This is a genomic window from Streptomyces hiroshimensis, from assembly GCF_014650335.1.
GTDB lineage: Bacteria > Actinomycetota > Actinomycetes > Streptomycetales > Streptomycetaceae > Streptomyces > Streptomyces hiroshimensis.
Window position 1 is genome coordinate 20,740 of the sequence record NZ_BMUT01000012.1, and the last position, 26,169, is coordinate 46,908.

A 26,169-nucleotide genomic window follows, 5' to 3' on the forward strand; every position below is an offset into this window, starting at 1 on the left:
TCCCGGCCATAAGTGGGTCAGGTTTGCGTCAACCCCGGGCGGCGAGGGCGGCCTCGCCGGCGGCGCGCATGGCGGCCAGCGGGGCCTGCGGGCAGCCGGTCATCCGCTCGACCTGGAGCACGGCCTGGTGCACCAGCAGGTCCAGGCCGCCGAGGACCGCTCCGCCGCGCGCGGACCAGGCCGCGGCCAGCGGCGTGGGCCAGGGCTCGTAGAGCACGTCGAAGAGCGCGCCGGGGCGGTCCGGGACGGCGCCGGCGAGCGCGTCGGTAGCCCCGGCCGGCGTGGTGGCGATGACCAGCGGGGCGGTGAGGGCCTCGGCCGCGCGCGACCAGTCCGCGGTGCGGACGGCCACACCGAGGCGCTCGCCCCACGCGCGCATCTCGGCGGCGCGGGCCTCGCTGCGGACGTAGACGGTGACCTCGCCGGTGCAGATGCCGGACAGGGCGGCGAGGGCCGAGGAGGCGGTGGCACCCGCGCCCAGCACGGCGGCGGAGCCGGTCCGCGTCACTCCGCGCTCGCGCAGGGCCGCGGCGATACCGGGGATGTCGGTGTTGTCGCCGAGCCGGCGGCCGTCGTCGGTGAGGACGACGGTGTTGACGGCCTCGACGGAGGCGGCCGTATCGCTGATCTCGTCGAGCAGCGGGATCACCGCCCGCTTCAGCGGCATGGTCAGGGACAGACCGGCCCAGCTGCCGTCCAGCCCGCCGAGGAAGGCGGGCAGCGCGGCCTCGTCCACCTCGAAGCGGTCGTAGGTCCACTCCCCCAGGCCCAGCTCCGCATACGCGGCGCGGTGCAGGACCGGGGAGAGCGAGTGGGCGATCGGGGATCCGAGAACCGCCGCGCGGTGCCGTCGCGTCACTGGCCTGCCGCCTTCTTGTGCTCCTTGTTGTACCGCTCGCGGTTCTTGTTGTGCTCCTCGTTCGTCACCGCGAACAATGTCTCGTTTTCGTTGATCGAAACGAAGTAGTACCAGGGGCCGGGCGCGGGTGCCATCGACGACTTCAGGGCTTCGAGACCGGGGTTGTTGATCGGCCCGGGGGGCAGGCCCTTGATCTTGTAGGTGTTGTACGGGTCCTTGAACTGCCGCAGGTCACTGACCGCGCCCGTGTCCAGCGTGGACGTGTTCTTGGCGTAGTTGACCGTCGAGTCGAAGTCGAGGAGGCCGTACGTCTCCTTGTTCTCCGGCTTGAGCCGGTTGTAGATGACCCGGGAGACCTTGTCGAAGTCGTGCTTGTAGCGGCCCTCGGCCTGGACGAGACTCGCGACGGTGATCACCTGCAGCGGCGATTTCAGGCCGAGCTCCTTGGCCTTGCCCTCCAGGTCCTGCTTCGCGTAGTTGTCCTTGGCCCGGGTGACCATCTGCCGCAGGATCTCCTCGGGCTTGGTGCCCTTGCCCGCGCCGTACTGCGACGGGAAGAGGAAGCCCTCCAGGGGGTCCTTGATGTTGGGGTCGGTGCCCGCCCACTCCGGCAGGCCGAGGTTCTTGGCCTGGCTCTTGGCGACGCCCTTGGTGGTGCCCTCGGCGAGCCCGAGCTTCTTGTCGATCGCGGCGTAGATCTGGCCGGCCCGCTGGCCCTCGCTGATCGTCAGGAAGTTGGCGGCGTTGGTCATCATCTCGACCGCGGCCGCGCCCGACATCTGCTTGTGCAGGGTGTACGTGCCCGGCTGGATGGACTTCTTGGCCGCGGCGTTGGTGAACGCGCCGACGCTCTTGACGACCCCGGCCTTCTCCAGGGCCTGGCCCATCACGGTGAGGCTGGCCCCCTTGGGGATCTCGACCTGGACCTGGCCGCTGCCCTCGCCCTCGTAGTCGGGCGCGGCGCCGAAGTGGGTCTGCCAGTAGTCGTACGCGAAGTAGCCGCCACCGCCGACGACGCCGAGCAGGGCCACGGCGACCACCAGGCAGGCGGTGCCGCTGCGGCGCTTGTTCTTCTTGGTCTTCTTGGACTTCTTGCCGCGCCGGTCACGGCCGCGGGAGCGCTCCTCGCGGGGCTCGTCGTCGTCCTCGTCCTCGGCCGCGGGCTCGCCGTCGTGCTCGCCGGGGCGGGGCGTGGCGGGGGGCAGGTCGTCGAAGAGGGAGATCTTCTCCTCGTCGGGCTCGGACCACTCCTGCTGCGGCTGGTAGGCCTGGTGCTGCGACTGCTGCGGCACCTGATGGCCCTGCTGCTGAGGCTGCTGGGGCTGCTGATGCCCCTGCTGGCCGTGCGGCTGATGGCCCTGCGGCTGGTGCGGATGCCGGCCCTGCGGCTGATGGGGCTGCTGTCCGTGCGGCTGCTGGGGCTGTTGCGGCTGCTGATAGCCGTCGGGCGTGCCGTAGTAGTCGCCCTGCCCGCCGCCGTACGTGCCGCCGCCCTGCTGCTGCCCGCCCTGCGAGGGGTCCCAGCCGTACTGCTGCTGGCCATGGCCGTACTGAGGATGCTGAGGGTGCTGCGACTGCTGCGGATGCTGCTGCTGTCCGCTGTAGCCCTGGTCCCCGTACAGCGGGTCGTCAGGATGCCACGGTTGGGAGCCGGAGCCCCGGCCGTACTCAGTCATCGATCCCCTAGAGCCGCGCAGCGGCAGCAGGTGGGCGCTCCGAGGAGCGCGGTTCCCAGTCGCCCGGCCGTCGTCGGAGACGACAGCCGGGCGGCTGCCTTGTTCAGCGCGGAACGTTACCGTACTGCGATCAGATGACCACTTCGACGGTCTCGCCCGGAGGCCTGCCGGAGACCTTCTCGGTCTCCAGGGCGTTCTGCAGGATGACCACTGCAGCCGCCTGGTCGACCACGGACCGGCCCTTCTTCGAGCTGACGCCCGAGGCGCGCAGGCCCTGCGTGGCCGTCACCGTCGTCATCCGCTCGTCGACGAGGCGCACCGGCACGGGCGCCACGCGGCGCGCCATCTCCTTGGCGAAGGTGCGCACCTTGGCCGCGGCCGGCCCCTCCCCTCCTTTGAGGGAACGGGGCAGGCCCACGACGACCTCGATCGGCTCGTACTCCGCGACGATCTCCACGAGCCGCTTGTGGGCCTTGGGGATGTCACGGCCGGGCACCGTCTCCACCGGGGTGGCGAGGATCCCGTCGGGGTCGCACGAGGCGACCCCGATCCGGGCGTCCCCGACGTCGACGGAGATGCGTCTGCCACGTCGCACGGTCAGGCCGCCTCGGCCACGAGGCGCTCGACGGCGGCCATGGCCTCGTCGACGGCCTCGGGGTTCTGGCCGCCGCCCTGGGCGACGTCCGGCTTGCCGCCACCGCCGCCGCCGAGGGTCTTGGCGGCCGTACGGACCAGGTCGCCGGCCTTGAGACCGCGCTCGCGGGCGGCCTCGTTGGTGGCGATGACCGTCAGCGGACGGCCGTTCGCGACGGTGAAGAGGGCGACCACGGCCGGGCGGCCGCCGTTGATGCGGCTGCGCACGTCGAGGACGAGCTTGCGCAGGTCGTCGGCGCCGGTGCCGTCCGGGACGCGGCCGGTGACCAGGGCCGTGCCGTGTACGTCCTTGGCGCTCTCGGCCAGGCCCGCGGCGGCCTGGAGGACCTTCTCGGCGCGGAAGCGCTCGATCTCCTTCTCGGCGTCCTTGAGCTTGGCGAGCATCCCGGAGATCTTCTCCGGCAGCTCCTCCGGGCGGCCCTTGACGAGCTCCTGGAGCTGGGCGACGACCGTGTGCTCCTTGGCCAGGAAGTTGTAGGCGTCGGCGCCGACGAGGGCCTCGACACGGCGCACGCCGGAGCCGATGGACGACTCGCCCAGCAGCTTCACCAGGCCCAGCTGGGCGGTGTTGCCCACGTGGGTGCCGCCGCACAGCTCCTTGGAGAAGTCGCCGATGGTCACGACGCGCACGCGCTCGCCGTACTTCTCGCCGAACTCGGCGATGGCGCCGGCCTTCTTGGCCTCGTCCAGGCTCATCACCTCGGCCTGCACCTCGAGCTCCCGGGAGAGGACCTCGTTGATGCGCTGCTCGACGTCGGTCAGCACGCTGCCGGGGACGGCGGTCGGCGAGCCGAAGTCGAAGCGGAAGCGGCCCGGGGAGTTCTCCGAGCCGGCCTGGGCGGCCGTCGGGCCGAGCGCGTCGCGCAGGGCCTGGTGGGTGAGGTGGGTGGCCGAGTGGGCGCGGGCGATGGCACGCCGGCGCTTGACGTCGATCGCGGCGTAGGCGGAGGCGCCCACGGTGACCTCGCCGACCTGCACGACGCCCTTGTGGACGTGCACGCCCGGCACGGGCTTCTGCACATCGCGGATCTCGATCACGGCACCGGTGTCGAGCTTGATGCGGCCGGTGTCGGCGAGCTGGCCGCCGCCCTCGGCGTAGAAGGGGGTGCGGTCGAGGATGACCTCGACCTCATCGCCCTCGGTGGCGGCCGGCGAAGGCAGGCCGTCGACGAGGAGACCCACGATCGTGGACTCGTTCTCGGTGCGGGTGTAGCCGGTGAAGTCGGTCTCGCCCGCGGTGTCGGCGACCTCGCGGTAGGCGGACAGGTCGGCGTGACCGGTCTTCTTGGCCTTGGCGTCGGCCTTGGCGCGCTCCCGCTGCTCCTTCATCAGGCGGCGGAAGCCGTCCTCGTCCACGGAGAGGCCCTGCTCGGCGGCCATCTCCAGGGTGAGGTCGATCGGGAAGCCCCAGGTGTCGTGGAGCAGGAACGCCTTGTCGCCGGCGAGGACCTTGCCGCCGGCGGCCTTGGTCTCCGTCACGGCGGTGTCGAGGATGTTGGTGCCGGCCTTCAGCGTCTTGAGGAAGGCGGCCTCCTCGGCGAGGGCGACGGTCTCGATGCGCTTGCGGTCGCTCTCCAGCTCCGGGTACTGCTGGCCCATCGTCTTGACGACGACGTCGAGCAGGTCGGCCACGACGGGGCCGGTGGCGCCCATCAGGCGCATGTTGCGGATGGCGCGGCGCATGATGCGGCGCAGGACGTAGCCACGGCCCTCGTTGCCGGGGGTGACGCCGTCGCCGATGAGCATGGTGGACGTGCGCATGTGGTCGGCGACCACGCGCAGCGAGACGTCCGTGTCGTGGGCGGCGCCGTAGCGCACGCCCGTCAGCTCGGTGGCCTTGTCCATGACGACGCGCAGGGTGTCGGTCTCGTACATGTTCTGCACGCCCTGCAGGATCATGGCGAGGCGCTCGAGGCCGAGACCGGTGTCGATGTTCTTCGACGGCAGCTCCCCGAGGATCGGGAAGTCCTCCTTGCCGTCGCCCGCACCGCGCTCGTACTGCATGAAGACCAGGTTCCAGATCTCCACGTAGCGCTCGTCGTTGACGGCCGGGCCGCCCTCGGCGCCGAACTCCGGGCCCCGGTCGTAGTTGATCTCGGAGCACGGGCCGCACGGGCCGGGCACGCCCATGGACCAGTAGTTGTCCTTCTTGCCCAGGCGCTGGATCCGCTCGGCGGGCACACCGACGACGTCGCGCCAGATGCGCTCGGCCTCGTCGTCCTCGAGGTAGACGGTGATCCAGAGCCTCGAAGGCTCCAGGCCGAAGCCGCCGTCCGCCACGGGAGTCGTCAGCAGCTCCCAGGCGAGCTTGATGGCGCCTTCCTTGAAGTAATCGCCGAAGGAGAAGTTGCCGCACATCTGGAAGAACGTGCCGTGGCGGGTGGTCTTGCCGACCTCCTCGATGTCCGGCGTGCGGACGCACTTCTGCACGCTGGTGGCGCGCGTGAAGGGCGGCTTGACCTCACCGAGGAAGTACGGCTTGAAGGGCACCATGCCCGCGGGGACCAGAAGCAGGGTCGGGTCGTCCGCGATGAGCGATGCCGACGGCACGACGGTGTGCCCACGCTCCTCGAAGAAGCGCAGCCAGCGCCTGCGGATTTCAGCCGACTCCATCAGTGGTCCTCTTTCCGGGTGAACGAGTGGTAAGTGTGCTGCTGTTCGAGCGCGACGAGATGACGCTGCCCGGGGAGTGCGCGGTGCTCGGGGGCGGGCGGCGCGGCCGTGAGGCCGAGCGCGTCCTTGAGCGCCGCTTCCCGGTGCGCCATGCCGTCGCGGACGTCCAGCGCGAAGAGCTTGACCTTGCGCCCGGCGATGACCGCGCGGTCCGCGGCCTGCAGGGCCAGGCTCTCCGGGGTGAGCTTGGCGAGCTTCCGGTTGACCTTGGTAGTGGCCCAGACACCGGCTGCTACACCGGTTGTGAACCAGAAGGTGCGGCGGAACATTCCTTGGTCAACCCTTCCCACGGGTGCGGCGGCCGGCGCGTGCGGACGGCAGGGGGCCGCCGGAGGCCTTGCCGACGAAGACGGAGCCCTTCGGCTCGGGAGCGGCCTTGCGGCCCATCGCCCGCCGTACGCCGTAGCCGAACGCGGCGACCTTCACCAGCGGCCCGCCGAAGGCGGAGGAGACGGTCGAGGAGAGCGCCGAGGCGTTCGCCGTGACCTCCTGGACGTCCGCGGCGATCGAGTCGACGCGGGCGAGCTGGGTGTGCGCGGAGCGGACGGTCGCCGAGGCGTCGGCGAGGAGCGGAACGGCCTGATCGGTGACGTCCGCGACCAGCCTGGTGGCCGCCTTGAGCGTCTGCGCGAGCCGCACCAGCACCAAGGCGATGAAGGACACCAGAATGGCCCAGAAGACGGCCACGAGGATCCCGGCCACCTCTCCACCGGACACGATGCACCCGCTCCCTAGCTGGTCTTCGTCGCTGTCTGTACCTGCCCGGCTGTCTTTCGGGGCAGGTACTGACCTTATCGCGCCGGGCATCGCGGCCCGCACCCCATTTGCCGCTGTATTCGGCGGGCCCGCCGGGCGCACCGGAAACGCGGCAGCCCGCCGTCTCGCCGGCCACGAGGGCCGGGGAGACAGCGGGCTGAGCGTGAAAGGAAGGCCTACAGTCGCTGGATCAGCGGGCGTAGTACTCGACGACGAGCTGCTCGTCGCAGATGACCGGAACTTCCTTGCGGTTGGGCAGGCGGTCCAGGCGGAAGGCCAGGGCGCCCAGGTTGACCTGCAGGTAGCGCGGGGTCTCACCCTCGGCGGCGAAGCCACCGGCGCGGGAAACCTCGAACAGCGGCTTGCTGCGGCTGCGCTCGCGGACCATCACGACGTCGTTCGGGGCGACGCGGAAGGACGGCTTGTCGACCTTGCCACCGTTGACCTCGATGTGGCCGTGGACGACCATCTGGCGGGCCTGGTAGATGGTGCGGGCGATGCCCGAACGCAGGACGAGGGCGTCGAGGCGGCGCTCGAGCTCGACCACCAGGGCCTCGCCGGTCTTGCCCTCGGCCTTGCGGGCGCGGTCGTAGGCGCGGACCATCTGGCGCTCGCTGATGTCGTACTGGGCGCGCAGACGCTGCTTCTCGAGCAGACGGACCTTGTAGTCGCTGTTCTGCTTGCGGCCACGGCCGTGCTCACCCGGCGGGTAGGGGCGGGCCTCGAAGTACTTGACAGCCTTCGGGGTCAGCGCGATGCCGAGCGCACGAGACTTCTTGACCTTGGGACGCGACTGGTTAGGCACGTTCTCCAGACCTCCGAAATAGGTTAGGTTAGGCTTACCTTACTCAAGGAGATCGCATGTCTCGCCCGGGGAACACCAGTCACATCACGGACAGCACGCAGAAGACCGGCGCTCTCGATGGCGCCGACGTGACGGAGGTCCGATCAGATCGTGGTCAGCCGCGTCCCAGCGGACTTGAAATCGCGCGGATGCCGTCAGCAGCCGAGCGCACACGAACTCTCGTACAGAGTACATGCTCCGCGGTGCTGCTGATCCCCGGGGCCGCCGCCACCCGCCCCGACCAGCTGATGCCCGAGGCGCGCAGCGTCGGCCCCGACGGCGAGATCTTCCTGGTCTTCCCCTCCGACAGCCCGGTCGTGCGGGCCGCGACCCACGCCCAGGACGACGAGCTGGCCGCCGTCCTGGAGCTCACCGACGTGGCTCCCGTCTCGGTGCCCAACCGCATCCGCGGCCGCGCCTGGGTCTCCGGCTGGGTCACCTGCGTCCCCGGCGTGACCGAACCCGGCCGCATGATGGTGCGCCTGGAGGTCGGCGAGGCGAGCGTCGACGACCTGTGGGGGGCGGAGGACGTCGAGCCCGAGGAGTTCGCCCGGGCCCACCCCGACCCGCTGGTCGCCCACGAGGCCGAGCTGCTGCAGCACCTGCACTCCGGCCACGGCGAGCAGGTGCGCGGACTGTACACGCTCCTCGGCGAGCGGGCCGAGGACGTGCGCCGCGCGGGCGACCGGGCGGTACCGCTGGCGCTGGACCGCTTCGGGCTGCGGGTGCGGTTCACCCGTGCGGGCGGCGGGACGCCGGTGGACCGGTCCTTCGACGCCCGGTTCGAGTTCCCGGAGCCGGTCCGCGACGTGGTCGGCTTGCGCCGGGCGATGCACACGCTCTTCGAGGCCGCGGCGGATTGACGGCTGCCGGCTGAGCGGGGCTCGGCACCGCCGAGCAGGTACGTACGACGTCTCGCCGTTGCGGCGGATTAAACCCCCGGAGCTGCCAGCAGCTCTCATCCCGCCGCGACGGCGCCCGACCCCCACCGGAGGTGCTGGGGGTCCCCCCAGCGGTAGCTGGGGGAGGTGCCGGACCGGGCTCAGCCCTCCTGCTCTCCGCGCAAGCGCGAGCGAACCCGTTCGACCACATCCGCGTAGCGGGCCTCCGCCCCGTACCGCGTCGGCGCGTAGTACTGCTTGCCCCGGACCGCATCCGGCGCGTACTGCTGTGCCACGATGCCGCCGGGCAAATCGTGCGGGTACACGTACCCCTGCGCGTGCCCCAGCTTCTCCGCGCCCTTGTAGTGGCCGTCCCGCAGATGCGGCGGCACCGGACCGGCGAGGCCCGCCCGGACGTCCGCGAGGGCGGCGTCGACGGCGAGATACGCGGCATTGGACTTCGGGGCCAGGGCCAGCGCGATCGCGACCTGGCTCAGGGTGATCCGCGCCTCGGGGAAGCCGATCAGGGCGACCGCCTGCGCACCGGCGACCGCCGTCTGCAGGGCCGTCGGGTCGGCCAGGCCGATGTCCTCGCTCGCGGAGATCATCAGCCGCCGCGCGATGAACCGCGGGTCCTCCCCCGCCTCGATCATGCGCGCCAGATAGTGCAGCGTGGCATCCACGTCGGAGCCGCGGATCGACTTGATCAGAGCGCTCGCGACGTCGTAGTGCTGGTCGCCGTCGCGGTCGTACTTCACCGCCGCCCGGTCGACCGACTCCTCCAGCGTCTCCAGGGTGATCTCGGCCTCGCCCTTGGCGATGGCCGAGCCGGCCCCCGCCTCCAGGGCGGTGAGGGCACGCCGGGCGTCACCGCCGGCGATCCGCAGCAGATGCGCCTCGGCGTCCCCGGGCAGCGTCACCGCGCCGCCGAGCCCGCGCTCGTCGGTGAGGGCGCGGTGCAGCAGCCCCCGCAGATCCTCGTCGGTGAGGGCCTGCAGGGTCAGCAGCAGGGAGCGGGACAGCAGCGGCGAGATGATCGAGAAGTAGGGGTTCTCCGTGGTGGCCGCGATGAGCGTGACCCAGCGGTTCTCCACGGCGGGCAGCAGGGAGTCCTGCTGGGCCTTGCTGAAGCGGTGGATCTCGTCCAGGAAGAGCACCGTCTCCTTGCCGTAGCCGCCGGAGGCACGGCGCGCGCCGTCGATGACGGCCCGCACCTCCTTGACGCCCGCGGTGATCGCGGAGAGCTCCACGAAGCGCTTGTTGGTGGCCTGGCTGACGACGTACGCAAGCGTCGTCTTGCCGATGCCGGGCGGGCCCCACAGGATCACCGACGACGGGCCGGCCGGGCCGCCGCTGCCCTCCCCCACCAGCCTCCGCAGCGGGCTGCCGGGCTTGAGCAGGTGCCCCTGCCCCACGACCTCGTCGAGCGTGCGGGGGCGCATGCGCACGGCCAGGGGACTGCTCGCCGGGTCTTTCTCCTGGCGGTCCTCTGCGGCGGCGGTGAACAGGTCTGGCTCCACGTTCGAAACCCTATGCCACGGCACTGACAAGGCCGCCGGACCAGGGGTCCGGCGGCCTTGATCAAGCCAGTGCGGCGGCGGTCAGGCGGTGCCGCCCGTCCAGAAGTCCCACCACCGGGTGAGGATCAGCATGCCGATGATGCCGATCCACAGTACCGGCACCACCCAGTGGAACTCCAGGACCGCGCGGCGCAGGCCGTCCGGCAGCGGGATGAAGCGGTGCCGGATGTTCTGCACGGTGACGTAGCAGAACATGACGATCGTGGCGACCCAGGCCAGGCAGCACCACAGGCACAGCGACCCGATGACGTACAGCGACTGGTACTGCAGCCAGCTGCAGAATCCGACGCCGAAGAGCGTGCCGGCCTGCATGCCCAGCCAGTACCAGCGGGGGAAGCGGGCACCCGAGAGCAGCGCCAGGCCGATCGCGATGATCGCGCCGTAGCAGACGAGCCCCAGCATCGGGTTGGGGAACCCGAAGGCGTGGGCCTGCTCGCTCTCCATGATGTTGCCGCAGGAGACGATCGGGTTGAGGCTGCACCCGGGGGTGAAGGTCTTCCCGACCGCCTTGGCCTCGAGGATCTTGTTCTTGTCGATCGTGATGACCCAGGCGGCGAGCAGCCCCAGCGCACCCGTGATGACGAGCAGCAGCGCGAACGCGCGGCCGCCGCCCACGGCCCCCGTCGCGGGGCCGTCCCGCTCCTCGCCGTCGGTGTCGGAGCGGTCGAGTGCCGAAGTGGTCATAGCGACGTCGATCCCATCAGTCGGGTCCCTGGCGCCCATTCTGCACCAGGGGACATGCAATCAGCCCTGCTCGGCCAGGAGTTCACCCACGACATCGGCCAGGGCGACGGCCTTCTGCTCGCCGCTCTCCAGGTCCTTGAGCTGCACGTTGCCCTCGGCCAGGTCGCGCTCGCCCGCGATGACCGCGAAGCGGGCACCGGAACGGTTGGCCGACTTCATGGCGTTCTTCAGGCCCTTGCCGCCGAAGGCGAAGTCGGTGGCGACGCCGTTGCGGCGCAGCTCGGTGACCACGCCGAAGAGGACCTTGCGGGCCTCCTCGCCCAGCGGGACCGCGTAGACGTCGGTCGGCGAGGGCAGGTCGAGCGCGATGCCCTCGGCCTCCAGGGCGAGGACCGTGCGGTCCACGCCGAGCGCCCAGCCGACGGACGGCAGCGCGGGGCCGCCGATCATCTCGGACAGGCCGTCGTAGCGGCCGCCGCCGCCCACCGCGGACTGCGAGCCGAGGCCGTCGTGGACGAACTCGAAGGTGGTACGGGTGTAGTAGTCGAGGCCGCGGACGAGCTTGGGGTCGTCCTCGAATGCGACGCCCGCGGCGGTCAGCAGCTCGCGCACCTGCTCGTGGTAGGCCTTGCAGGCCTCGCACAGGTGGTCGCGGAAGAGCGGGGCGCCGACGAGCTGCTTCTGGACGTCCTCGCGCTTGTCGTCCAGGACGCGCAGCGGGTTGATCTCGATGCGGCGGCGGGTGTCCTCGTCCAGCTCCAGGCCGCGCAGGAAGTCCTGCAGGGCGGCGCGGTAGACGGGGCGGCACTCCTTGTCGCCGAGCGAGTTCAGCAGGAGGCGGAAGTTCGCGAGGCCGAGCGACTTGTAGGCGTCGACGGCCAGGATGATCAGCTCGGCGTCCAGCGCCGGGTCCTCGGCGCCGATGGCCTCCGCGCCGACCTGCGAGAAGTGGCGGTAGCGGCCCTTCTGCGGGCGCTCGTAGCGGTAGTACGAGCCGGAGTACCAGAGCTTGACGGGCAGGTTGCCGTCCTTGTGGAGGTTGCCCTCCAGCGCCGCGCGCAGCACGGAGGCGGTGCCCTCGGGGCGCAGGGCGAGCTGGTCGCCGCCGCGCGTGGTGAGGGTGTACATCTCCTTGGTCACGATGTCGGTCGACTCGCCGACGCCGCGGGAGAAGAGCTCGACCTGCTCGAAGCCGGGGGTCTCGACGTAGCCGTAGCCGGCCCGCTTGAGCGGGGCGGCGATGGCCTCGCGGACCGCGAGGTAGACGGCGGAGGTGGGGGGCTTGAGGTCGTAGGTGCCCTTGGGGGCCTTGAACGTACTCACGGGAAAATCGTCACATTCCTCTTCGCGGAGCGGCGGTAGGGCCGCCTCCGGAGCCGCGCTGCGTGTCCGCCACTTCCCGCAGGTACGGGTTGGTGGCGCGCTCGCGGCCGATGCTGGTCTGGGGGCCGTGGCCGGAGAGGACCACGGTCGAGTCGTCCAGGGGCAGGCACACGCGTGCCAGCGACCGGAGCATCTCGGCGTGATCACCACCCGGCAGGTCGGTGCGTCCGATGGAGCCGGCGAACAGCAGGTCGCCCGAGAAGAACACCGACGGGACGTCGGAGCTCTCGGGCATCCTGAAGGTCACCGACCCCTTGGTATGGCCGGGCGCGTGCGCGACGGTGAACTCCAGCCCCGCGAGATCGAGGCGGGAGCCGTCGGTCAGCTCCTTGACGTCGTCGGGCTCCCCGACCGTCAGCTCGCCCATGAGCTGCTGACCGATGGAGCGGCCGAGGGCCTTCTCCGGGTCGCTCATCATGTAGCGGTCGGCGGGGTGGATCCAGGCCGGGACGTCATGGGCGCCGCACACGGGGACGACCGAGGCGACATGGTCGATGTGGCCATGGGTGAGGACGACGGCGACGGGCTTGAGCCGATGCTTCCTGAGCGCCTCCTCGACCCCGGGGGCCGCCTGGTGGCCCGGGTCGATGATCACGCACTCCTCGCCGGCGGCGGGGGCGACCAGATAGCAATTGGTCCCCCAGGCCCCGGCGGGGAACCCGGCAATCAGCACATTCGTCCTTAATGATCGACCAGCAGAATTTCGTCAGCGGTGCGGCAGGGGCTCCCCGCGGGGGAACCTCTGCCGGGACAAGAGCCTACCGGCGGCACTCCCGCGGCCGCGAACCCGTATACGGTACGGGCACACCAGCAACACAGGGCTCATGACATGGACAAGTCGGTATGAGGAGTAGACCCGGTGGTCAGTAACGAGCAGCGGCGGCGGCAGCTCGCCCGGGAGAAGTTCGAGCGGCAGCAGCAGCGTCGCGAGGAGGCCCGGCGCAAGGCCCGGCGCCGGAACGCGGTGATCGCCGCGGGCCTCGCGGTGGTGCTGGCCGCGGGCGCGGGCGCGTACGCCACGGGCGCGCTGTCCGGCGACGACAAGAAGGACAGCACCGACGCCGCGGCCCCCGACACCTCGCAGAAGCCCTCCAAGGGCCCCGACCCGTGCGCCAAGGCCGCCCCCGGATCGCCCTCCGCCAAGACGTGGAAGGAGGAGCCGGAGATGAGCATCGACAAGTCCGCCGCCTACGCGATGAACTTGACGACCACCTGCGGCACGATCGACGTCAAGCTCGACGCGGCGAACGCCCCGCACACAGTCAACTCCTTCAACTTCCTGGCCGGCGAGGGCTACTTCGACCACTCCAAGTGCCACCGCCTGACCACCAGCGGGATCTACGTACTGCAGTGCGGCGACCCGAAGGGCCTGGGCTCGGGCGGACCGGGCTACACCCTGCCCGACGAGAACCTCAAGGACTCCAGGCTCAAGGGGAACGTCTACCCCGCGGGCACGGTGGCCATGGCCAACACCGGCCAGCCGCACACCGGCGGCAGCCAGTTCTTCCTCGTCTACCAGGACAGCCCGCTGCCCCCGACGTACACCCCCTTCGGCACGATCGGCGCCGAGGGCATGAAGACGCTCAAGAAGATCACCGGTGCGGGCGAGAACTCGGGCGCCGGCGACGGCGCCCCGAACGCGACGGTGGTCATCGACAAGGCGGCGGTCGCCAAGTCCTGACGCCGGGCTCACCGCCCCGATCAGGCCTCCGGCGCCCGGTTGTTGCCCGCAGAGCGAAATTTCGGTCGCGCGGGATACGGACAGCCAGGGCGCCGGTCGCCTATGTTGGCGTTGTGTAGGGTGCCTGATCCGGCGGCTACCCGCACCCAAATGATCAAGCCGTCGGACCGGCCAGGGCGCGGCCCTGCCCGGAACAACTGTGGACGATGCGCGAGGGCCGCACGCCGGCCTCGGCATCATGTGGAGGAGGCGCTGTGAGCAGCGACCCATGGGGCCGCGTCGACGAGACGGGGACCGTGTACGTGCGTACTGCCGACGGTGAGCAGGTCGTCGGATCGTGGCAGGCCGGGTCTCCCGAGGAGGCCCTTGCTTACTTCGAGCGCAAGTACGAGGGCCTGGTCGTCGAGATCGGCCTCCTCGAGAAGCGGGTCAAGACCACCGACCTGTCGGCCAAGGACGCGATGACCGCGATCGACCACCTGCGCACGCAGGTGGACGAGCACCACGCCGTCGGTGACCTCGCCGCGCTGCGGGTCCGGCTCGACAAGCTCGTCGCGACGGTCGAGGCACGCCGCGAGGAGCGCAAGGCCGCCAAGGCCAAGCAGACCGACGAGGCCCGTACGGCCAAGGAGGCGCTGGTCGCCGAGGCCGAGGAGCTGGCGGCGAGCGAGCAGTGGCGGTCCGCCGGCGAGCGGCTGCGCGCCCTGGTCGACACCTGGAAGGGCCTGCCGCGGCTGGACCGCAAGGCCGACGACGAGCTCTGGCACCGCTTCTCGCACGCCCGCTCGGCGTTCTCCAAGCGGCGCAAGGCGCACTTCGCCTCCCTCGACGCCCAGCGCGAGGACGCCCGCAAGGCCAAGGAGAAGCTGGTCGCCGAGGCCGAGGCGCTCTCCGGCTCCACCGACTGGGGCCCGACGGCCGCGCGTTACCGGGAGCTGATGGCCGAGTGGAAGGCCGTCGGCCGTGCGCAGCGCGAGGCGGAGGATGACCTGTGGAGCCGTTTCCGCGGCGCACAGGACGTCTTCTTCCAGGCCCGCAGCGAGGTGTTCGCCGAGCGCGACGCCGAGCAGCAGGTCAACCTGACGCAGAAGGAGGAGCTCGCGGTCGAGGCCGAGAAGCTGCTTCCCGTCACCGACCTGAAGGCGGCCCGTGCCGCGTTCCGTTCGATCAACGAGCGCTGGGAGGCCATCGGGCACGTCCCGCGGGACGCCCGCCCGAAGATCGAGGGCCGGATGCACGCGGTGGAGCGCGCCATCCAGGAGGCCGAGGAGGCCGAGTGGCGGCGTACGAACCCCGAGGCGCGGGCCCGCGCGGCCGGTCTCACCGGCCAGCTGCAGGCGGCCGTCGACAAGCTGCAGGAGCAGGTCGACAAGGCGCGTGCGGCCGGCAACGACGCCAAGGCCGACAAGCTCGCCAAGGAGCTTGAGGGCCGCAAGGCGCTGCTGGACCAGGCCCTGAAGGGCCTGGAGGAGTTCGGCGGCTGAACAGTCACATGAGTAAGGGGCTCCGGCTATTGCCGGAGCCCCTTACTCATGTGCGCTTACGGTCTGCGGGCCGACGTCACGCGGTAGACGTCGTACACGCCCTCCACACCCCGTACGGCCTTCAGGACGTGACCGAGGTGCTTGGGGTCGCCCATCTCGAAGGTGAAGCGGGACGTGGCCACCCGGTCCCGGGACGTCTGCACGGCCGCGGACAGGATGTTGACGTGCTGGTCGGACAGGACGCGCGTGACGTCCGACAGCAGCCGGGAGCGGTCCAGCGCCTCGACCTGGATCGCGACCAGGAAGACCGAGGACTGGGTGGGCGCCCACTCGACGTCGATGATCCGTTCGGGCTGCTGCGAGAGCGACTCGACGTTGACGCAGTCGGCGCGGTGCACCGAGATGCCGTTGCCGCGGGTGACGAAGCCGATGATGGGGTCGCCGGGCACCGGCGTACAGCACCGGGCGAGCTTCACCCAGACGTCCTCGACGCCCTTGACGATCACGCCGGGATCCGCGCTGGAGCGCCGCTTGGAGCGGCCGCGGATCGGGGCGGTCTCCTCGATGTCCTCGGTGGCCGCGTCCTCGCCGCCGAGGGCCTGCACCAGCTTCTGCACGACGCCCTGCGCCGCGACGTGGCCCTCGCCGATGGCGGCGTAGAGGGAGGAGATGTCGGGGTAGCGCATCTCGTGCGCGAGGGTGACCAGGGAGTCGCCGGTGAGGATCCGCTGGATCGGCAGGTTCTGCTTGCGCATGGCGCGCGCGATGGCGTCCTTGCCTTGCTCGATGGCCTCGTCGCGGCGCTCCTTGGAGAACCAGGCACGGATCTTGTTGCGCGCGCGGGGGGACTTGACGAAGCCCAGCCAGTCGCGGGAGGGGCCGGCGCCGGGAGCCTTGGAGGTGAAGACCTCGACCAGATCGCCGTTGTCGAGCGTGGACTCCAGCGGCACGAGGCGCCCGTTGACCCGGGCCCCTATCGTGCGGTGGCCGACCTCGGTGTGGACGGCGTAGGCGAAGTCGACCGGGGTGGCCCCTGCCGGGAGCGCTATGACATCGCCCTTGGGGGTGAAGACGAAGACCTCGTTGCGGGAGAGGTCGAAGCGCAGGGACTCCAGGAACTCTCCGGGGTCCTCGGTCTCCTTCTGCCAGTCCAGCAGCTGCCGCAGCCAGGCCATGTCATTGACGGTGTCCTGGTTCTTGCCGGCGTTCTTGGGCACGTCGGTGCGGACCTTGGAGGCTCCGGCGACGGCTTCCTGCTTGTACTTCCAGTGCGCGGCGATGCCGTACTCGGCGCGGCGGTGCATGTCGAAGGTGCGGATCTGCAGCTCGACGGGCTTGCCGCTGGGCCCTATGACCGTCGTGTGCAGCGACTGGTACATGTTGAACTTGGGCATCGCGATGTAGTCCTTGAACCGCCCGGGCACCGGATTCCACCGGGCGTGGACGGTGCCGAGCGCCGCGTAGCAGTCGCGGACGGTGTCGACGAGGACGCGGATGCCCACCAGGTCGTAGATCTCGGCGAAGTCGCGGCCTCGCACGATCATCTTCTGGTAGACGCTGTAGTAGTGCTTCGGCCGGCCGGTGACGGTGGCCTTGATACGGGCGGCACGCAGGTCGGCCTGGACCTCGTCGGTCACGATGGCCAGGTACTCGTCGCGCTTGGGGGCCCGCTCGGCGACGAGGCGGACGATCTCGTCGTACATCTTGGGGTAGAGGATCGCGAAGGCGAGGTCCTCCAGCTCCCACTTGATGGTGTTCATGCCCAGCCGGTGCGCCAGCGGGGCGTAGATCTCCAGGGTCTCGCGGGCCTTCTTCTCCTGCTTCTCCCGCTTGAGGTAGCGCATGGTGCGCATGTTGTGCAGGCGGTCGGCGAGCTTGATGACCAGGACGCGGGGGTCCTTGGCCATGGCGACGACCATCTTGCGGACAGTCTCGGCCTGCGCGGCCTCGCCGAACTGCACGCGGTCGAGCTTGGTGACGCCGTCGACGAGGAGGGCGACCTGGTCGCCGAAGTCACGGCGCAGGTCGTCCAGGCCGTACTCGGTGTCCTCGACGGTGTCGTGCAGCAGCCCGGCCATCAGGGTGGCCGGATCCATGCCCAGCTCGGCGAGGATGGTGGTCACCGCGAGGGGGTGGGTGATATACGGATCGCCGCTCTTGCGCTTCTGGCCGCGGTGCCAGCGCTCGGCGACCTGGTAGGCGCGCTCGATCTGGCGCAGGGTCGTCGCGTCGGCCTTCGGATCGTTTCCGCGCACGATGCGCAGGAGCGGCTCTAGGACCGGGTTGTACGGGCTGGAGCGCTGGACGCCGAGGCGGGCGAGGCGGGCCCGGACACGGCTGGAGGAGCCGGGGCGGGGAGCGCTGGGCGGCGGCGTGGGCCGGACGGGTGACGTACCCGCGACGGCCGGGACCTGGCTCTTCGGGCCGCTGCCCGCCCCGGGGCCGGCCGGCGGCCGGGGCGTGGACTCAGGCGCGCTCTGCGGGCGGCCCTTGGGCGTGCCCGCGGCCGCCGCGGCCTCGGGAGACGGCTTGTCCGGTGTTGCGGCGGTGAGCGGCTGGGCCTCGTCTGGCAAGAGCACTCCTCAAGCGGGGTCCGGCCCCCCGATCAGGTCCGGACAACCATGGTATCGAGCCGGACGGCGGGGTCGCCGCGCACCCGGCTGTGCTCACAAGAACGCGAGGCGGCCCCCGGGGTCTTCCCCGGGGGCCGCCCCGCGTTGCGCAGTGCGTGCCCGTCCTGCCCGGCATGGCAGGTCAGAGGCGCATCAGACCGTGATCAGCGCCTCCAGCGGGGCGTCGCCGAGGGCGTCCGCGAGCCGCTCGCGGCCGGGCAGGAAGCCGAGCTCCATGAGCACGACGACTCCGGCGACCTCGGCGCCCGCCCGGCGGATCAGCCGGAGCGAGGCCTCGGCGGTGCCACCCGTGGCCAGCACGTCGTCGATGACGAGGACGCGGTCGCCCGGGCCGACGGCGTCGGCGTGCATCTCGATCTCCGCGGTGCCGTACTCCAGCTCGTAGGCCTGGGCCAGCGTGGCCCCGGGGAGCTTGCCGGCCTTGCGCACGGGCACGAAGCCGAGCCCCGCGCGGACGGCTGCCGGGGCGCCGAGGATGAAGCCCCGGGCCTCCAGGCCGACGACCTTGGTGGCGCCGTGGCGCTTGCACAGCGCGGCGAGCTCGTCGGTCAGGGCGGCGAACGCCGTGGCATCGGCGAGCAGCGGGGTGATGTCCTTGAACATCACGCCCGGCTTCGGATAGTCGGGCACGTCGTGGATGTGCGCGAGCAGCAGCTCACGCAGCTTCTCGTCGGCCGTGCCGACGCCGGTGGCGCTCATCGGCGCTTCCCCTGGGGACGGCCGCCGCGGCTGCCGCGGGCGCGGGCGGTGGACTGGCGGGGGCCGACGACGCCGGTCGCGGCGTCCTCCGTCTCCTCGTCCTCGCCGCCGGGGATCTCATCGCGCGGGTCCTCGGCCGACTCGCCCTTGGCGGCCTGGGCGGCGCGCTTGGCGCGCACCCGCTTGGCCAGGGCCTTGATCTGCGGGTCGCGCTCCTTGAGGTCGGCGACCAGCGGCGTGGCGATGAAGATCGAGGAGTAGGCACCGGCCGCGAGGCCGACGAAGAGGGCGAGCGAGATGTCGTTGAGCATGCCCGCGCCGAGGAAGCCGCCGCCGATGAACAGCAGGCCGGCGACCGGCAGCAGCGCGACCACCGTGGTGTTGATCGAGCGCACCAGGGTGCCGTTGAGGCTGCGGTTGGCGATCTCGCTGTAGGTGAAGCGGGTCTGCTTCGTGATGTCCTTCGAGCTCTCCTTCAGGCCGTCGAAGACGACGACGGTGTCGTAGAGGGAGTAACCGAGGATGGTGAGCAGACCGATCACGGTGCCCGGGGTGACCTCGAAGCCGACCAGTGCGTAGACACCGACGGTGATGGTGAGGTCGTGGATCAGGGCGATCAGGGCGGCGATGGCCATGCGCCACTCGAAGGCGATCGCCAGGTAGATCACCACGAGGATCATGAAGATGGCCAGGCCGGTCCACGCCTTGTCGGCGATCTGGTCGCCCCAGCTCGGGCCCACGATGTCGGTGTTGACCTTGTCCGTGGAGACGCCGAGCTTCTTGGCCAGGGCGTCCTGGGTGACGCGCGACTTCTCGGTGGTGAGGTCGCTGACCTGGATGCGCAGCGGGCCGTTGCCGAGCTTCTGGACGATCGCGGTGTGGCCGGAGGACTCCTCCGCCGTCCGGCGGATCTCTTCCGCCGAGACCGAGGTCTTGGGCGTGGTGAAGACCGCGCCGCCGGAGAACTCGATGCCGAAGTTCAGGCCCCGCACCGCAAGGCCCACGATGGCCGTGATGGTGATGAGGATCGAGATGCCGTACCAGATCTTCCGCTTGCCCACGAAGTCGTAGCCGACCTCGCCGCGGTAGAGCCGGGCGCCGAGATTTCCGAGCTTGGACATCTCACGCCTCCTTGGGGTCGACGGGGGCGGAGGGGCGGCGGCGGGAGGCCCGCAGCGGCGGCTTGACGCCGAGGCGCTTGGGGTCGAGCCCGGACCACGGATGGCCGCTGGCGAAGAACTTGCGCCGGGCGAGGAGCGTCATCAGCGGCTTGGTGAAGAAGAAGACCACGACGACGTCGAGGAGCGTGGTCAGGCCGAGCGTGAACGCGAAGCCCTGCACCTTGCCGACGGTGACGATGAAGAGCACCGCGGCGGCCAGGAAGGACACGAAGTCGGAGACCAGGATCGTGCGGCGGGCGCGCGGCCAGCCCCGCTCGACGGCCGGGCGCAGGGTGCGGCCCTCGCGGATCTCGTCGCGGATGCGCTCGAAGTAGACGATGAAGGAGTCGGCGGTGATGCCGATCGCGACGATCGCACCGCAGACGGCCGGCAGGTTCAGCGCGAAGCCGATGGCCTGGCCGAGCAGCACCATGATCGTGTACGTGAGGATCGCCGAGGCCAGGAGGCTGGCGAGGGCGACGAGCGCGAGACCGCGGTAGTACGCGACCAGGTAGATGATCACCAGGACGAGGCCGATGGCGCCGGCGAGCAGACCGGCGCGCAGCTGCTCACCGCCGAGCGCGGCGGTGACCGTCTGCTCGGTGACGACGTCGAAGGACAGCGGCAGGGCGCCGTAGGACAGCACGTTGGCGAGGTCCTGGGCGCTGGTCTGGGTGAAGCCGCCGGAGATCTCTGCCTGGCCGCCCGTGATCGAGGTGGAGACGGAGGGGTCGGAGACGACCTCGCCGTCCAGGACGATCGCGAACTGGTTCTGCGGGGACTGCTTGCTCGCGAGCTGACCGGTGACGTCGGCGAACTTCTTGGAGCCGGTGGAGTCGAACTTCAGCTGGACGAGCCAGCCGCGGCCCTGCTGGCTGTCGAAGACGGCGCTGGCGCCGGTGACGTTGGTGCCCTCGACGGACACCGGGCCGAGGATCTCCTTGGCCGAGCCGTCCTTCTTGCACGCGACGATGACGTCGGTGGGCTTGGCGCCCGCAGCGGCCTCGTTGGCCTTGGCACGGCCCTCGGGGGTCGTGCAGTCCAGGGCGTCGAGCTTCTTCTGCAGCGCGGCGACGTCGGCCGGGGAGGGCGTGGGCTCCTTGGACTTGTCGTCCTTGGCCTTGTCGTCCTTCTTGCCGTCGTCCTTCTTCTCGTCCTTCGCCTTGTCGTCCTTGGCGACGGCCGAGGCGGACGGGGTGGCGTCGGCCTTCACGGCGTCGGTGACGGGGCGGCCCTGCTGGCGCGGGCTCGCGCTGGCACCCGCGGAGGGGCTCGCCGCGGCCGAGGAGGAGGCGGAAGGCGTGCCGGACGGCTTGGTCTTGCCGTCCTTGTCCTTTTCCTTGTCCTTGCCGGGGGACGAGGCGTTGGGGGTGGGCTCGGTCTTGGCACCGGGGGCCATCGACAGCACGGGGCGGAAGCCGAGCTTGGCGGTGGTTCCGACCTGCTGGCGGGCCTGCTTCGCGTTCGTCCCCTTGGGGATGTTCACGATGATGTGATTGTCGCCCTGCGTCTGGACCTCGGACTCGGTGACGCCGAGACCGTTGACACGCCGCTCGATGATGCCGACCGCGGTGTTCATATTGGTCGGGTTGATCGCATTGGGCTTGCCGGGCTCGTTCTTGGCCTCCAGCGTGAAGCTGGTGCCGCCCGCGAGGTCGATGCCCAGCCGCGGCGTGGTGCGCCCGGAGGCGAACATCCCCCCGGTGAGCGCCACCATGGCGATCAGGATCAGGGCCAGGACCCGGCCCGGCCTGCCCTGGCCGCCCGGGGACCTGCGGCCCTTCTTCGGTGCTGCCACCTTGTCGTTTCTCCCTGTCCAACCGCCCGGTGCCCGTGCGTTCGCCGGGCGGCCACGAATGTTGTGGGGACCTGCCCCCCGCCGGAGCCTAGACCGTCAGGGAACCGCGGCGCACTGCCCCAGCAGTGCTCCGCGGTTCCTCGAAGGGCTACTTCGCGTCGGCGTCGCCGTCCTGCTTGCCGTCCCGCTTGGCGTCCTTGACATCCTTGGCGTCCGGCTCGGCGTCCTTGGACTCCGGCTCGGCGGCCTTCTCGGCCTCGGGGGCGGCGGCCTCCGCGGCCTCGCCCTTGCCCAGGTCGATCTTCTTGTCGGCCGGGGCCTCGGCCTCGGTCAGCGACGAGGCGTCGTCCGGGACGACAGGGGTCTCGGACTCGTCCGGCTCGATCCCGTGAACGATGCGGTTGTACTCGGCGTCCTCCAGGACGGCGCCGATGGCGTTCTTCGCGTAGATCGCGTGAACACCCGGGGCCACCTCGAGGAGGACCGTGTCGTCGCTGACCTCCTTGACGGTGGCGTACATGCCGCCGATCGTCCGCACACCGGTGCCCGGGTGCATCTGGTCGCGCATCTGCGCCGCCTGGCGCTGCTTGTTCTTGGCCGATCGCGTCATCAGGAACATGGCCCCGATGAGCACGATGAACGGCAGGAGAGTCACGATATTCACGGGACGGGGTTTCCTTCACACGACCGCGGGGGTGCGGCCTTCTACGGGGGTGGTATGCCGCGCCGGTACGGACGGCATCGGCGGAGTCTAAGCGAGTCCGCGCCTATGGAACAACGCCCAGCATGGCACCGTGGTTCCTGACCCGACCAGCCCCCGCGCCGTCACCCGCCGAAGAGGCCCTGCTGGGGAGGGGTGCCCGCCCGGCCCGCCGTTCCGGCATCGTTGACGAGGCCGAGGTGCTCCCACGCGGCCGGGGTGGCGATGCGCCCCCTGGGCGTACGGGCCAGCAGCCCCTCCCGGACGAGGAACGGCTCGGCGACCTCCTCGACCGTCTCGCGCTCCTCGCCGACGGCCACGGCCAGGGTGGACAGACCCACCGGGCCGCCGCCGAAGAGCTTGAGGAGGGCGGTCAGGACGGCGCGGTCCAGGCGGTCGAGGCCGCGGGCGTCGACCTCGTAGACGTCGAGGGCCTGGGCGGCGATCTCGCGGGTGATCACGCCGTCGGCCTTGACCTGGGCGTAGTCGCGGACGCGCCGCAGCAGGCGGTTGGCGATACGGGGGGTGCCGCGGGAGCGGCCGGCGATCTCGGCGGCGCCCTGGTCCTCTATCTCCACGTCCAGCAGCCGGGCCGAGCGGTGCACCACCCGCTGCAGCTCGGCGGGGGCGTAGAACTCCATGTGCCCGGTGAAGCCGAAGCGGTCGCGCAGCGGGGGCGGGAGCAGGCCGGCCCGGGTGGTGGCGCCGACGAGGGTGAAGGGCGGCAGCTCCAGGGGGATGGCGGTGGCGCCGGGGCCCTTGCCGACGATCACGTCGACGCGGAAGTCCTCCATGGCCATGTAGAGCATCTCCTCGGCGGGCCGCGACATGCGGTGGATCTCGTCGAGGAAGAGGACCTCTCCCTCGGTGAGGGAGGAGAGGATCGCGGCGAGGTCGCCGGCGTGCTGGATGGCGGGGCCGGAGGTGATGCGGATGGGGGCGCCCATCTCGGCCGCGATGATCATCGAGAGGGTGGTCTTGCCGAGGCCGGGGGCTCCGGAGAGCAGCACGTGGTCGGCGGTGGCGCCGCGGGCGCGGGCGGCCTTGAGGACGAGGTCGAGCTGCTCGCGCACACGCTCCTGGCCGACGAACTCGCCGAGGTCCTTGGGGCGCAGAGCGGCCTCGACGGCCCGGTCCTCGCCGTCGGCGGCGGTGGCGACGAGGCGGTCGCCTGCGGGGGGCTCCGCGTATGCGGATTCGTCGTCCCAGTTCACGGGTTGAACCTCACGGTCGAATGCTTGGTGGCTTTGCGGGCAGGCGTTCCGCCGGTGCGGCCCCTGCTCATCGCGCCCGGTTCAGCGTCTGCAGCGCGGCCCGGAGCAGCTGGCCCACCTGCGGCTGGCCGCCGTCGGCGAGGACGGCCTCCGCCTTGGGCGCCACCGCCTCCACCGCCTCGTCCGCCTCGCGGGCGGCGTAGCCCAGGCCGACGAGCGCGGCCTGCAGCTGATCGCGCCAGCCTGCGGCGGCGGGGGCGGCGGCCGGCGCGGCGGAGCCGACGGGCTTGCCGAGCCGGTCCTTCAGCTCCAGCAGCAGCTTCTGCGCGCCCTTCTTGCCGATGCCGGGCACGGCGGTGAGGGCCTTCTCGTCGCCGGAGGCGAAGGCGCGCCGCAGGGCGTCGGGGCTGTGCACGGCGAGCATGGCCTGGGCGAGGCGGGGACCGACGCCGCTGGCGGTCTGCAGCAGCTCGAAGGTCTGGCGCTCGTCGTCGTCGGCGAAGCCGTAGAGGGTCAGGGAGTCCTCGCGGACGACAAGGGACGTGGCGAGGCGGGCCTGCTGGCCGATGCGCAGGCCCGAGAGGGTGTTGGGCGTGCACTGGACGGCCATGCCGATCCCGCCGACCTCGACGACCGCGGTGTCGGGGGCGAGGGCGGCGACGGGGCCGGAGACGAAGGCGATCATCGGGTGCCCTTCGGGAGGCGGACGGGTGCGGTGGTGCGGCGCTGGGCGGCGGCGAGCTGCTGCAGGCGGCCGGCCGCCGGGGCGCGCCAGATGTGGCAGATGGCCAGGGCGAGGGCATCGGCGGCATCGGCCGGCTTCGGCGGTGCGTCGAGCCGCAGGAGGCGGGTGACCATGGCGCCGACCTGGGCCTTGTCCGCCCGGCCGGAGCCGGTGACGGCGGCCTTGACCTCGCTGGGGGTGTGCAGGGCGACGGGCAGGCCGCGGCGGGCGGCACACAGCATGGCGACGGCGCTGGCCTGGGCGGTGCCCATGACCGTGCTGACGTTGTGCTGGCTGAAGACGCGCTCCACGGCGACGAATTCGGGCCGGTGCTCGTCGAGCCACTGCTCGATGCCGCGCTCTATGAGGACGAGGCGGTCGGCGGTCTCGGCCTCGGCGGGGGTGCGCACGACGCCCACGCCGAGCATGCGCAGCGGGCGGCCCGCCGTGCCCTCGACCACGCCGACGCCACAGCGTGTCAGCCCCGGGTCCACACCCAGCACGCGCATCGCGCCCTCCCTTTCGATCACCTGCGCGCAGGCTATCGGTTGGCACTGACAACGCGACGGGCCGACGGGAGGGTGTCCTCCCGCCGGCCCGTCGGACGCGGCTGCGTCAGGCGTCGACCTTCTCCATGACGTCGTCGGAGACGTCGAAGTTGGCGAAGACGTTCTGGACGTCGTCGCTGTCCTCGAGCGCGTCGATCAGCTTGAAGATCTTGCGCGCGCCCTCCTCGTCGAGCTCCACCTGCATGGTGGGGACGAAGTTGGCCTCGGCGGAGTCGTAGTCGATGCCCGCCTCCTGGAGCGCGGTGCGGACCGCGACCAGGTCGGTGGCCTCGCTGATGACCTCGAAGTTCTCACCGAGGTCGTTGACCTCCTCGGCGCCGGCGTCCAGGACCGCGCCCAGGACGTCGTCCTCGGTCAGCTCACCCTTGGGGACGATGATGACGCCCTTGCGGTTGAACAGGTAGGACACCGAGCCCGGGTCGGCCATGGAGCCGCCGTTGCGGGTCATGGCGACGCGCACGTCGGAGGCGGCGCGGTTGCGGTTGTCGGTGAGGCACTCGATGAGGACCGCGACACCGTTCGGGCCGTAGCCCTCGTACATGATGGTCTCGTAGTCGGCGCCGCCCGCCTCAAGGCCACCGCCGCGCTTGACCGCGGAGTCGATGTTCTTGTTCGGCACCGACTGCTTCTTCGCCTTCTGGATGGCGTCGTAGAGCGTCGGGTTGCCCTCGATGTCGACGCCGCCCATGCGGGCCGCGACCTCGATGTTCTTGATGAGCTTCGCGAAGAGCTTGCCGCGCTTGGCGTCGATCACGGCCTTCTTGTGCTTCGTCGTAGCCCATTTAGAGTGGCCGGACATCCGCCTGTCTCCTTCGCGTAACCAAATTCTGAGAACGAACGACTGAGATCCTACCGGGGCCGGGCTACTGGGCTGCGCGCACCATGTCCACAAAGTAGGCGTGGACGCGGTGATCGCCGGTGAGCTCGGGGTGGAAGGACGTCGCCAGCACGTTGCCCTGGCGCACGGCGACGGTGTGGCCGTCGTAGGTGGCGACGACCTCGGCCGCGGCGCCGACGGACTCGACCCAGGGGGCGCGGATGAAGACGCCCTCGACGGGGCCGCCCTCGATGCCCGCCATCTCGACGGACGCCTCGAAGGACTCGTTCTGCCGGCCGAAGGCGTTGCGGCGGACGATCATGTCTATGCCGCCGAGCGTCTCCTGGTCCTCGCGCCCGTCCAGCAGCTTGTCGGCGAGCATGATCATGCCGGCGCAGGTGCCGTAGACGGGCATCCCGGCCCGGACGCGCTCGCGCAGCGGCTCCAGCATCCCGAAGACGACGGCGAGCTTGGACATGGTGGTGGACTCGCCGCCGGGTATCACCAGGCCGTCGACCTCGGCGAGCTCCTCGGGGCGGCGGACCGGGCGGGCGAGCGCATCGGCGGCGGCGAGGGCTATGAGGTGCTCACGGACGTCGCCCTGCAGGGCGAGGACGCCGACGGTGGGGGTGGAGAGCGGGGACACGGGGCACTACCTCTCGGACGAACGACGACCGGCGGGCGGCCCGCGCAATGCTGC

General features: G+C 71.0%; 25 protein-coding genes. 4 read left to right on the forward strand and 21 right to left on the reverse strand.

Annotation, left to right across the window (positions count from 1 at the left end):
- Positions 1-28 precede the first annotated feature (28 nt).
- Entirely contained in the window at positions 29-859 is an 831-nt protein-coding gene (locus tag IE241_RS25205) for a shikimate dehydrogenase (protein WP_190024128.1), read from the reverse strand.
- Complete coding sequence (gene mltG / locus IE241_RS25210; RefSeq protein WP_308433740.1) at positions 856-2,151, reverse strand: endolytic transglycosylase MltG; 1,296 nt, start codon at positions 2,149-2,151, stop codon at positions 856-858. Before mltG ends, IE241_RS25205 begins: the two co-directional genes overlap by 4 nt.
- Here mltG and IE241_RS34840 point away from each other — a divergent pair.
- Positions 2,131-2,673 carry a hypothetical protein gene (locus tag IE241_RS34840; RefSeq protein ID WP_308433741.1) on the forward strand — a complete coding sequence of 181 codons (543 nt, stop codon included), beginning with the start codon at positions 2,131-2,133 and terminating at the stop codon, positions 2,671-2,673. The two genes, mltG and IE241_RS34840, sit on opposite strands and share 21 nt — an antisense overlap.
- On the opposite strand, the gene ruvX is transcribed toward IE241_RS34840, so the two are convergent.
- The 5 genes from ruvX to rpsD all read right to left on the reverse strand — a co-directional run bounded on the left by ruvX (position 2,666) and on the right by rpsD (position 7,423).
- Complete coding sequence (gene ruvX / locus IE241_RS25215) at positions 2,666-3,130, reverse strand: Holliday junction resolvase RuvX (RefSeq protein WP_043188057.1); 465 nt, start codon at positions 3,128-3,130, stop codon at positions 2,666-2,668. The two genes, IE241_RS34840 and ruvX, sit on opposite strands and share 8 nt — an antisense overlap.
- A gap of 2 nt (positions 3,131-3,132) precedes the next feature.
- Positions 3,133-5,802 carry an alanine--tRNA ligase gene (gene alaS / locus IE241_RS25220; protein ID WP_190024130.1) on the reverse strand — a complete coding sequence of 890 codons (2,670 nt, stop codon included), beginning with the start codon at positions 5,800-5,802 and terminating at the stop codon, positions 3,133-3,135.
- The gene (locus tag IE241_RS25225; RefSeq protein ID WP_190024131.1) at positions 5,802-6,131 is read right to left on the reverse strand and encodes a DUF6167 family protein; all 330 of its coding nucleotides are present in this window, start codon (positions 6,129-6,131) and stop codon (positions 5,802-5,804) included. Before IE241_RS25225 ends, alaS begins: the two co-directional genes overlap by 1 nt.
- Positions 6,132-6,138: 7 nt before the next feature.
- A complete protein-coding gene (locus IE241_RS25230; RefSeq protein ID WP_229899794.1) occupies positions 6,139-6,579 on the reverse strand; it encodes a DUF948 domain-containing protein in 441 nt (146 codons plus the stop codon).
- A gap of 229 nt (positions 6,580-6,808) precedes the next feature.
- Positions 6,809-7,423 (reverse strand): 30S ribosomal protein S4, encoded by a 615-nt coding sequence (gene rpsD, locus IE241_RS25235; RefSeq protein ID WP_190024133.1) that lies wholly within the window; start codon positions 7,421-7,423, stop codon positions 6,809-6,811.
- 188 nt (positions 7,424-7,611) lie between these two features.
- On the opposite strand from rpsD, the gene IE241_RS25240 reads away from it, so the two are divergent.
- The gene (locus tag IE241_RS25240) at positions 7,612-8,325 is read left to right on the forward strand and encodes a DUF2470 domain-containing protein (RefSeq protein ID WP_190024344.1); all 714 of its coding nucleotides are present in this window, start codon (positions 7,612-7,614) and stop codon (positions 8,323-8,325) included.
- Between the two features lie 179 nt (positions 8,326-8,504).
- On the opposite strand, the gene IE241_RS25245 is transcribed toward IE241_RS25240, so the two are convergent.
- From IE241_RS25245 to IE241_RS25260, 4 genes are all read right to left on the reverse strand, one after another.
- Complete coding sequence (locus IE241_RS25245) at positions 8,505-9,863, reverse strand: replication-associated recombination protein A (protein WP_190024134.1); 1,359 nt, start codon at positions 9,861-9,863, stop codon at positions 8,505-8,507.
- A gap of 81 nt (positions 9,864-9,944) precedes the next feature.
- Positions 9,945-10,607 carry a vitamin K epoxide reductase family protein gene (locus IE241_RS25250; protein WP_190024135.1) on the reverse strand — a complete coding sequence of 221 codons (663 nt, stop codon included), beginning with the start codon at positions 10,605-10,607 and terminating at the stop codon, positions 9,945-9,947.
- A 60-nt stretch (positions 10,608-10,667) separates the two neighbouring features.
- A complete protein-coding gene (hisS, locus tag IE241_RS25255) occupies positions 10,668-11,930 on the reverse strand; it encodes a histidine--tRNA ligase (RefSeq protein WP_190024136.1) in 1,263 nt (420 codons plus the stop codon).
- 10 nt (positions 11,931-11,940) lie between these two features.
- Positions 11,941-12,663 (reverse strand): MBL fold metallo-hydrolase, encoded by a 723-nt coding sequence (locus IE241_RS25260; protein WP_190024137.1) that lies wholly within the window; start codon positions 12,661-12,663, stop codon positions 11,941-11,943.
- A gap of 186 nt (positions 12,664-12,849) precedes the next feature.
- On the opposite strand from IE241_RS25260, the gene IE241_RS25265 reads away from it, so the two are divergent.
- Positions 12,850-13,671, forward strand: coding sequence for a peptidylprolyl isomerase (locus IE241_RS25265; protein WP_190024138.1), 822 nt, complete (start codon positions 12,850-12,852; stop codon positions 13,669-13,671).
- A 254-nt stretch (positions 13,672-13,925) separates the two neighbouring features.
- The gene (locus IE241_RS25270) at positions 13,926-15,155 is read left to right on the forward strand and encodes a DUF349 domain-containing protein (protein ID WP_190024139.1); all 1,230 of its coding nucleotides are present in this window, start codon (positions 13,926-13,928) and stop codon (positions 15,153-15,155) included.
- Positions 15,156-15,211: 56 nt separating this feature from the next.
- Here IE241_RS25270 and IE241_RS25275 read toward each other — a convergent pair whose 3' ends face one another.
- The 10 genes from IE241_RS25275 to pdxT form a co-directional block, all read right to left on the reverse strand.
- Positions 15,212-17,728 carry a RelA/SpoT family protein gene (locus IE241_RS25275; protein WP_190024140.1) on the reverse strand — a complete coding sequence of 839 codons (2,517 nt, stop codon included), beginning with the start codon at positions 17,726-17,728 and terminating at the stop codon, positions 15,212-15,214.
- Positions 17,729-17,920: 192 nt separating this feature from the next.
- On the reverse strand, positions 17,921-18,487 hold the full coding sequence (locus IE241_RS25280; protein ID WP_190024141.1) for an adenine phosphoribosyltransferase: 567 nt from the start codon (positions 18,485-18,487) through the stop codon (positions 17,921-17,923).
- Positions 18,484-19,608 (reverse strand): protein translocase subunit SecF, encoded by a 1,125-nt coding sequence (secF, locus tag IE241_RS25285; RefSeq protein ID WP_190024142.1) that lies wholly within the window; start codon positions 19,606-19,608, stop codon positions 18,484-18,486. Before secF ends, IE241_RS25280 begins: the two co-directional genes overlap by 4 nt.
- Before the next feature lies 1 nt (position 19,609).
- Positions 19,610-21,445, reverse strand: a complete 1,836-nt coding sequence (gene secD, locus IE241_RS25290) for a protein translocase subunit SecD (protein WP_190024143.1) — start codon at positions 21,443-21,445, stop codon at positions 19,610-19,612.
- A 148-nt stretch (positions 21,446-21,593) separates the two neighbouring features.
- Positions 21,594-22,109 (reverse strand): preprotein translocase subunit YajC, encoded by a 516-nt coding sequence (gene yajC, locus IE241_RS25295; protein ID WP_190024144.1) that lies wholly within the window; start codon positions 22,107-22,109, stop codon positions 21,594-21,596.
- Positions 22,110-22,270: 161 nt separating this feature from the next.
- Positions 22,271-23,359, reverse strand: coding sequence for a Holliday junction branch migration DNA helicase RuvB (ruvB, locus tag IE241_RS25300; protein WP_190024145.1), 1,089 nt, complete (start codon positions 23,357-23,359; stop codon positions 22,271-22,273).
- A 67-nt stretch (positions 23,360-23,426) separates the two neighbouring features.
- Positions 23,427-24,044, reverse strand: a complete 618-nt coding sequence (ruvA, locus tag IE241_RS25305) for a Holliday junction branch migration protein RuvA (protein WP_190024146.1) — start codon at positions 24,042-24,044, stop codon at positions 23,427-23,429.
- Positions 24,041-24,592, reverse strand: a complete 552-nt coding sequence (ruvC, locus tag IE241_RS25310) for a crossover junction endodeoxyribonuclease RuvC (RefSeq protein ID WP_190024345.1) — start codon at positions 24,590-24,592, stop codon at positions 24,041-24,043. Before ruvC ends, ruvA begins: the two co-directional genes overlap by 4 nt.
- A 106-nt stretch (positions 24,593-24,698) precedes the next feature.
- Complete coding sequence (locus IE241_RS25315; RefSeq protein WP_190024147.1) at positions 24,699-25,451, reverse strand: YebC/PmpR family DNA-binding transcriptional regulator; 753 nt, start codon at positions 25,449-25,451, stop codon at positions 24,699-24,701.
- A 64-nt stretch (positions 25,452-25,515) separates the two neighbouring features.
- Positions 25,516-26,115: a pyridoxal 5'-phosphate synthase glutaminase subunit PdxT gene (gene pdxT, locus IE241_RS25320; RefSeq protein ID WP_190024148.1), complete on the reverse strand. Its 600-nt coding sequence runs from the start codon at positions 26,113-26,115 to the stop codon at positions 25,516-25,518.
- Positions 26,116-26,169: the final 54 nt, after the last annotated feature.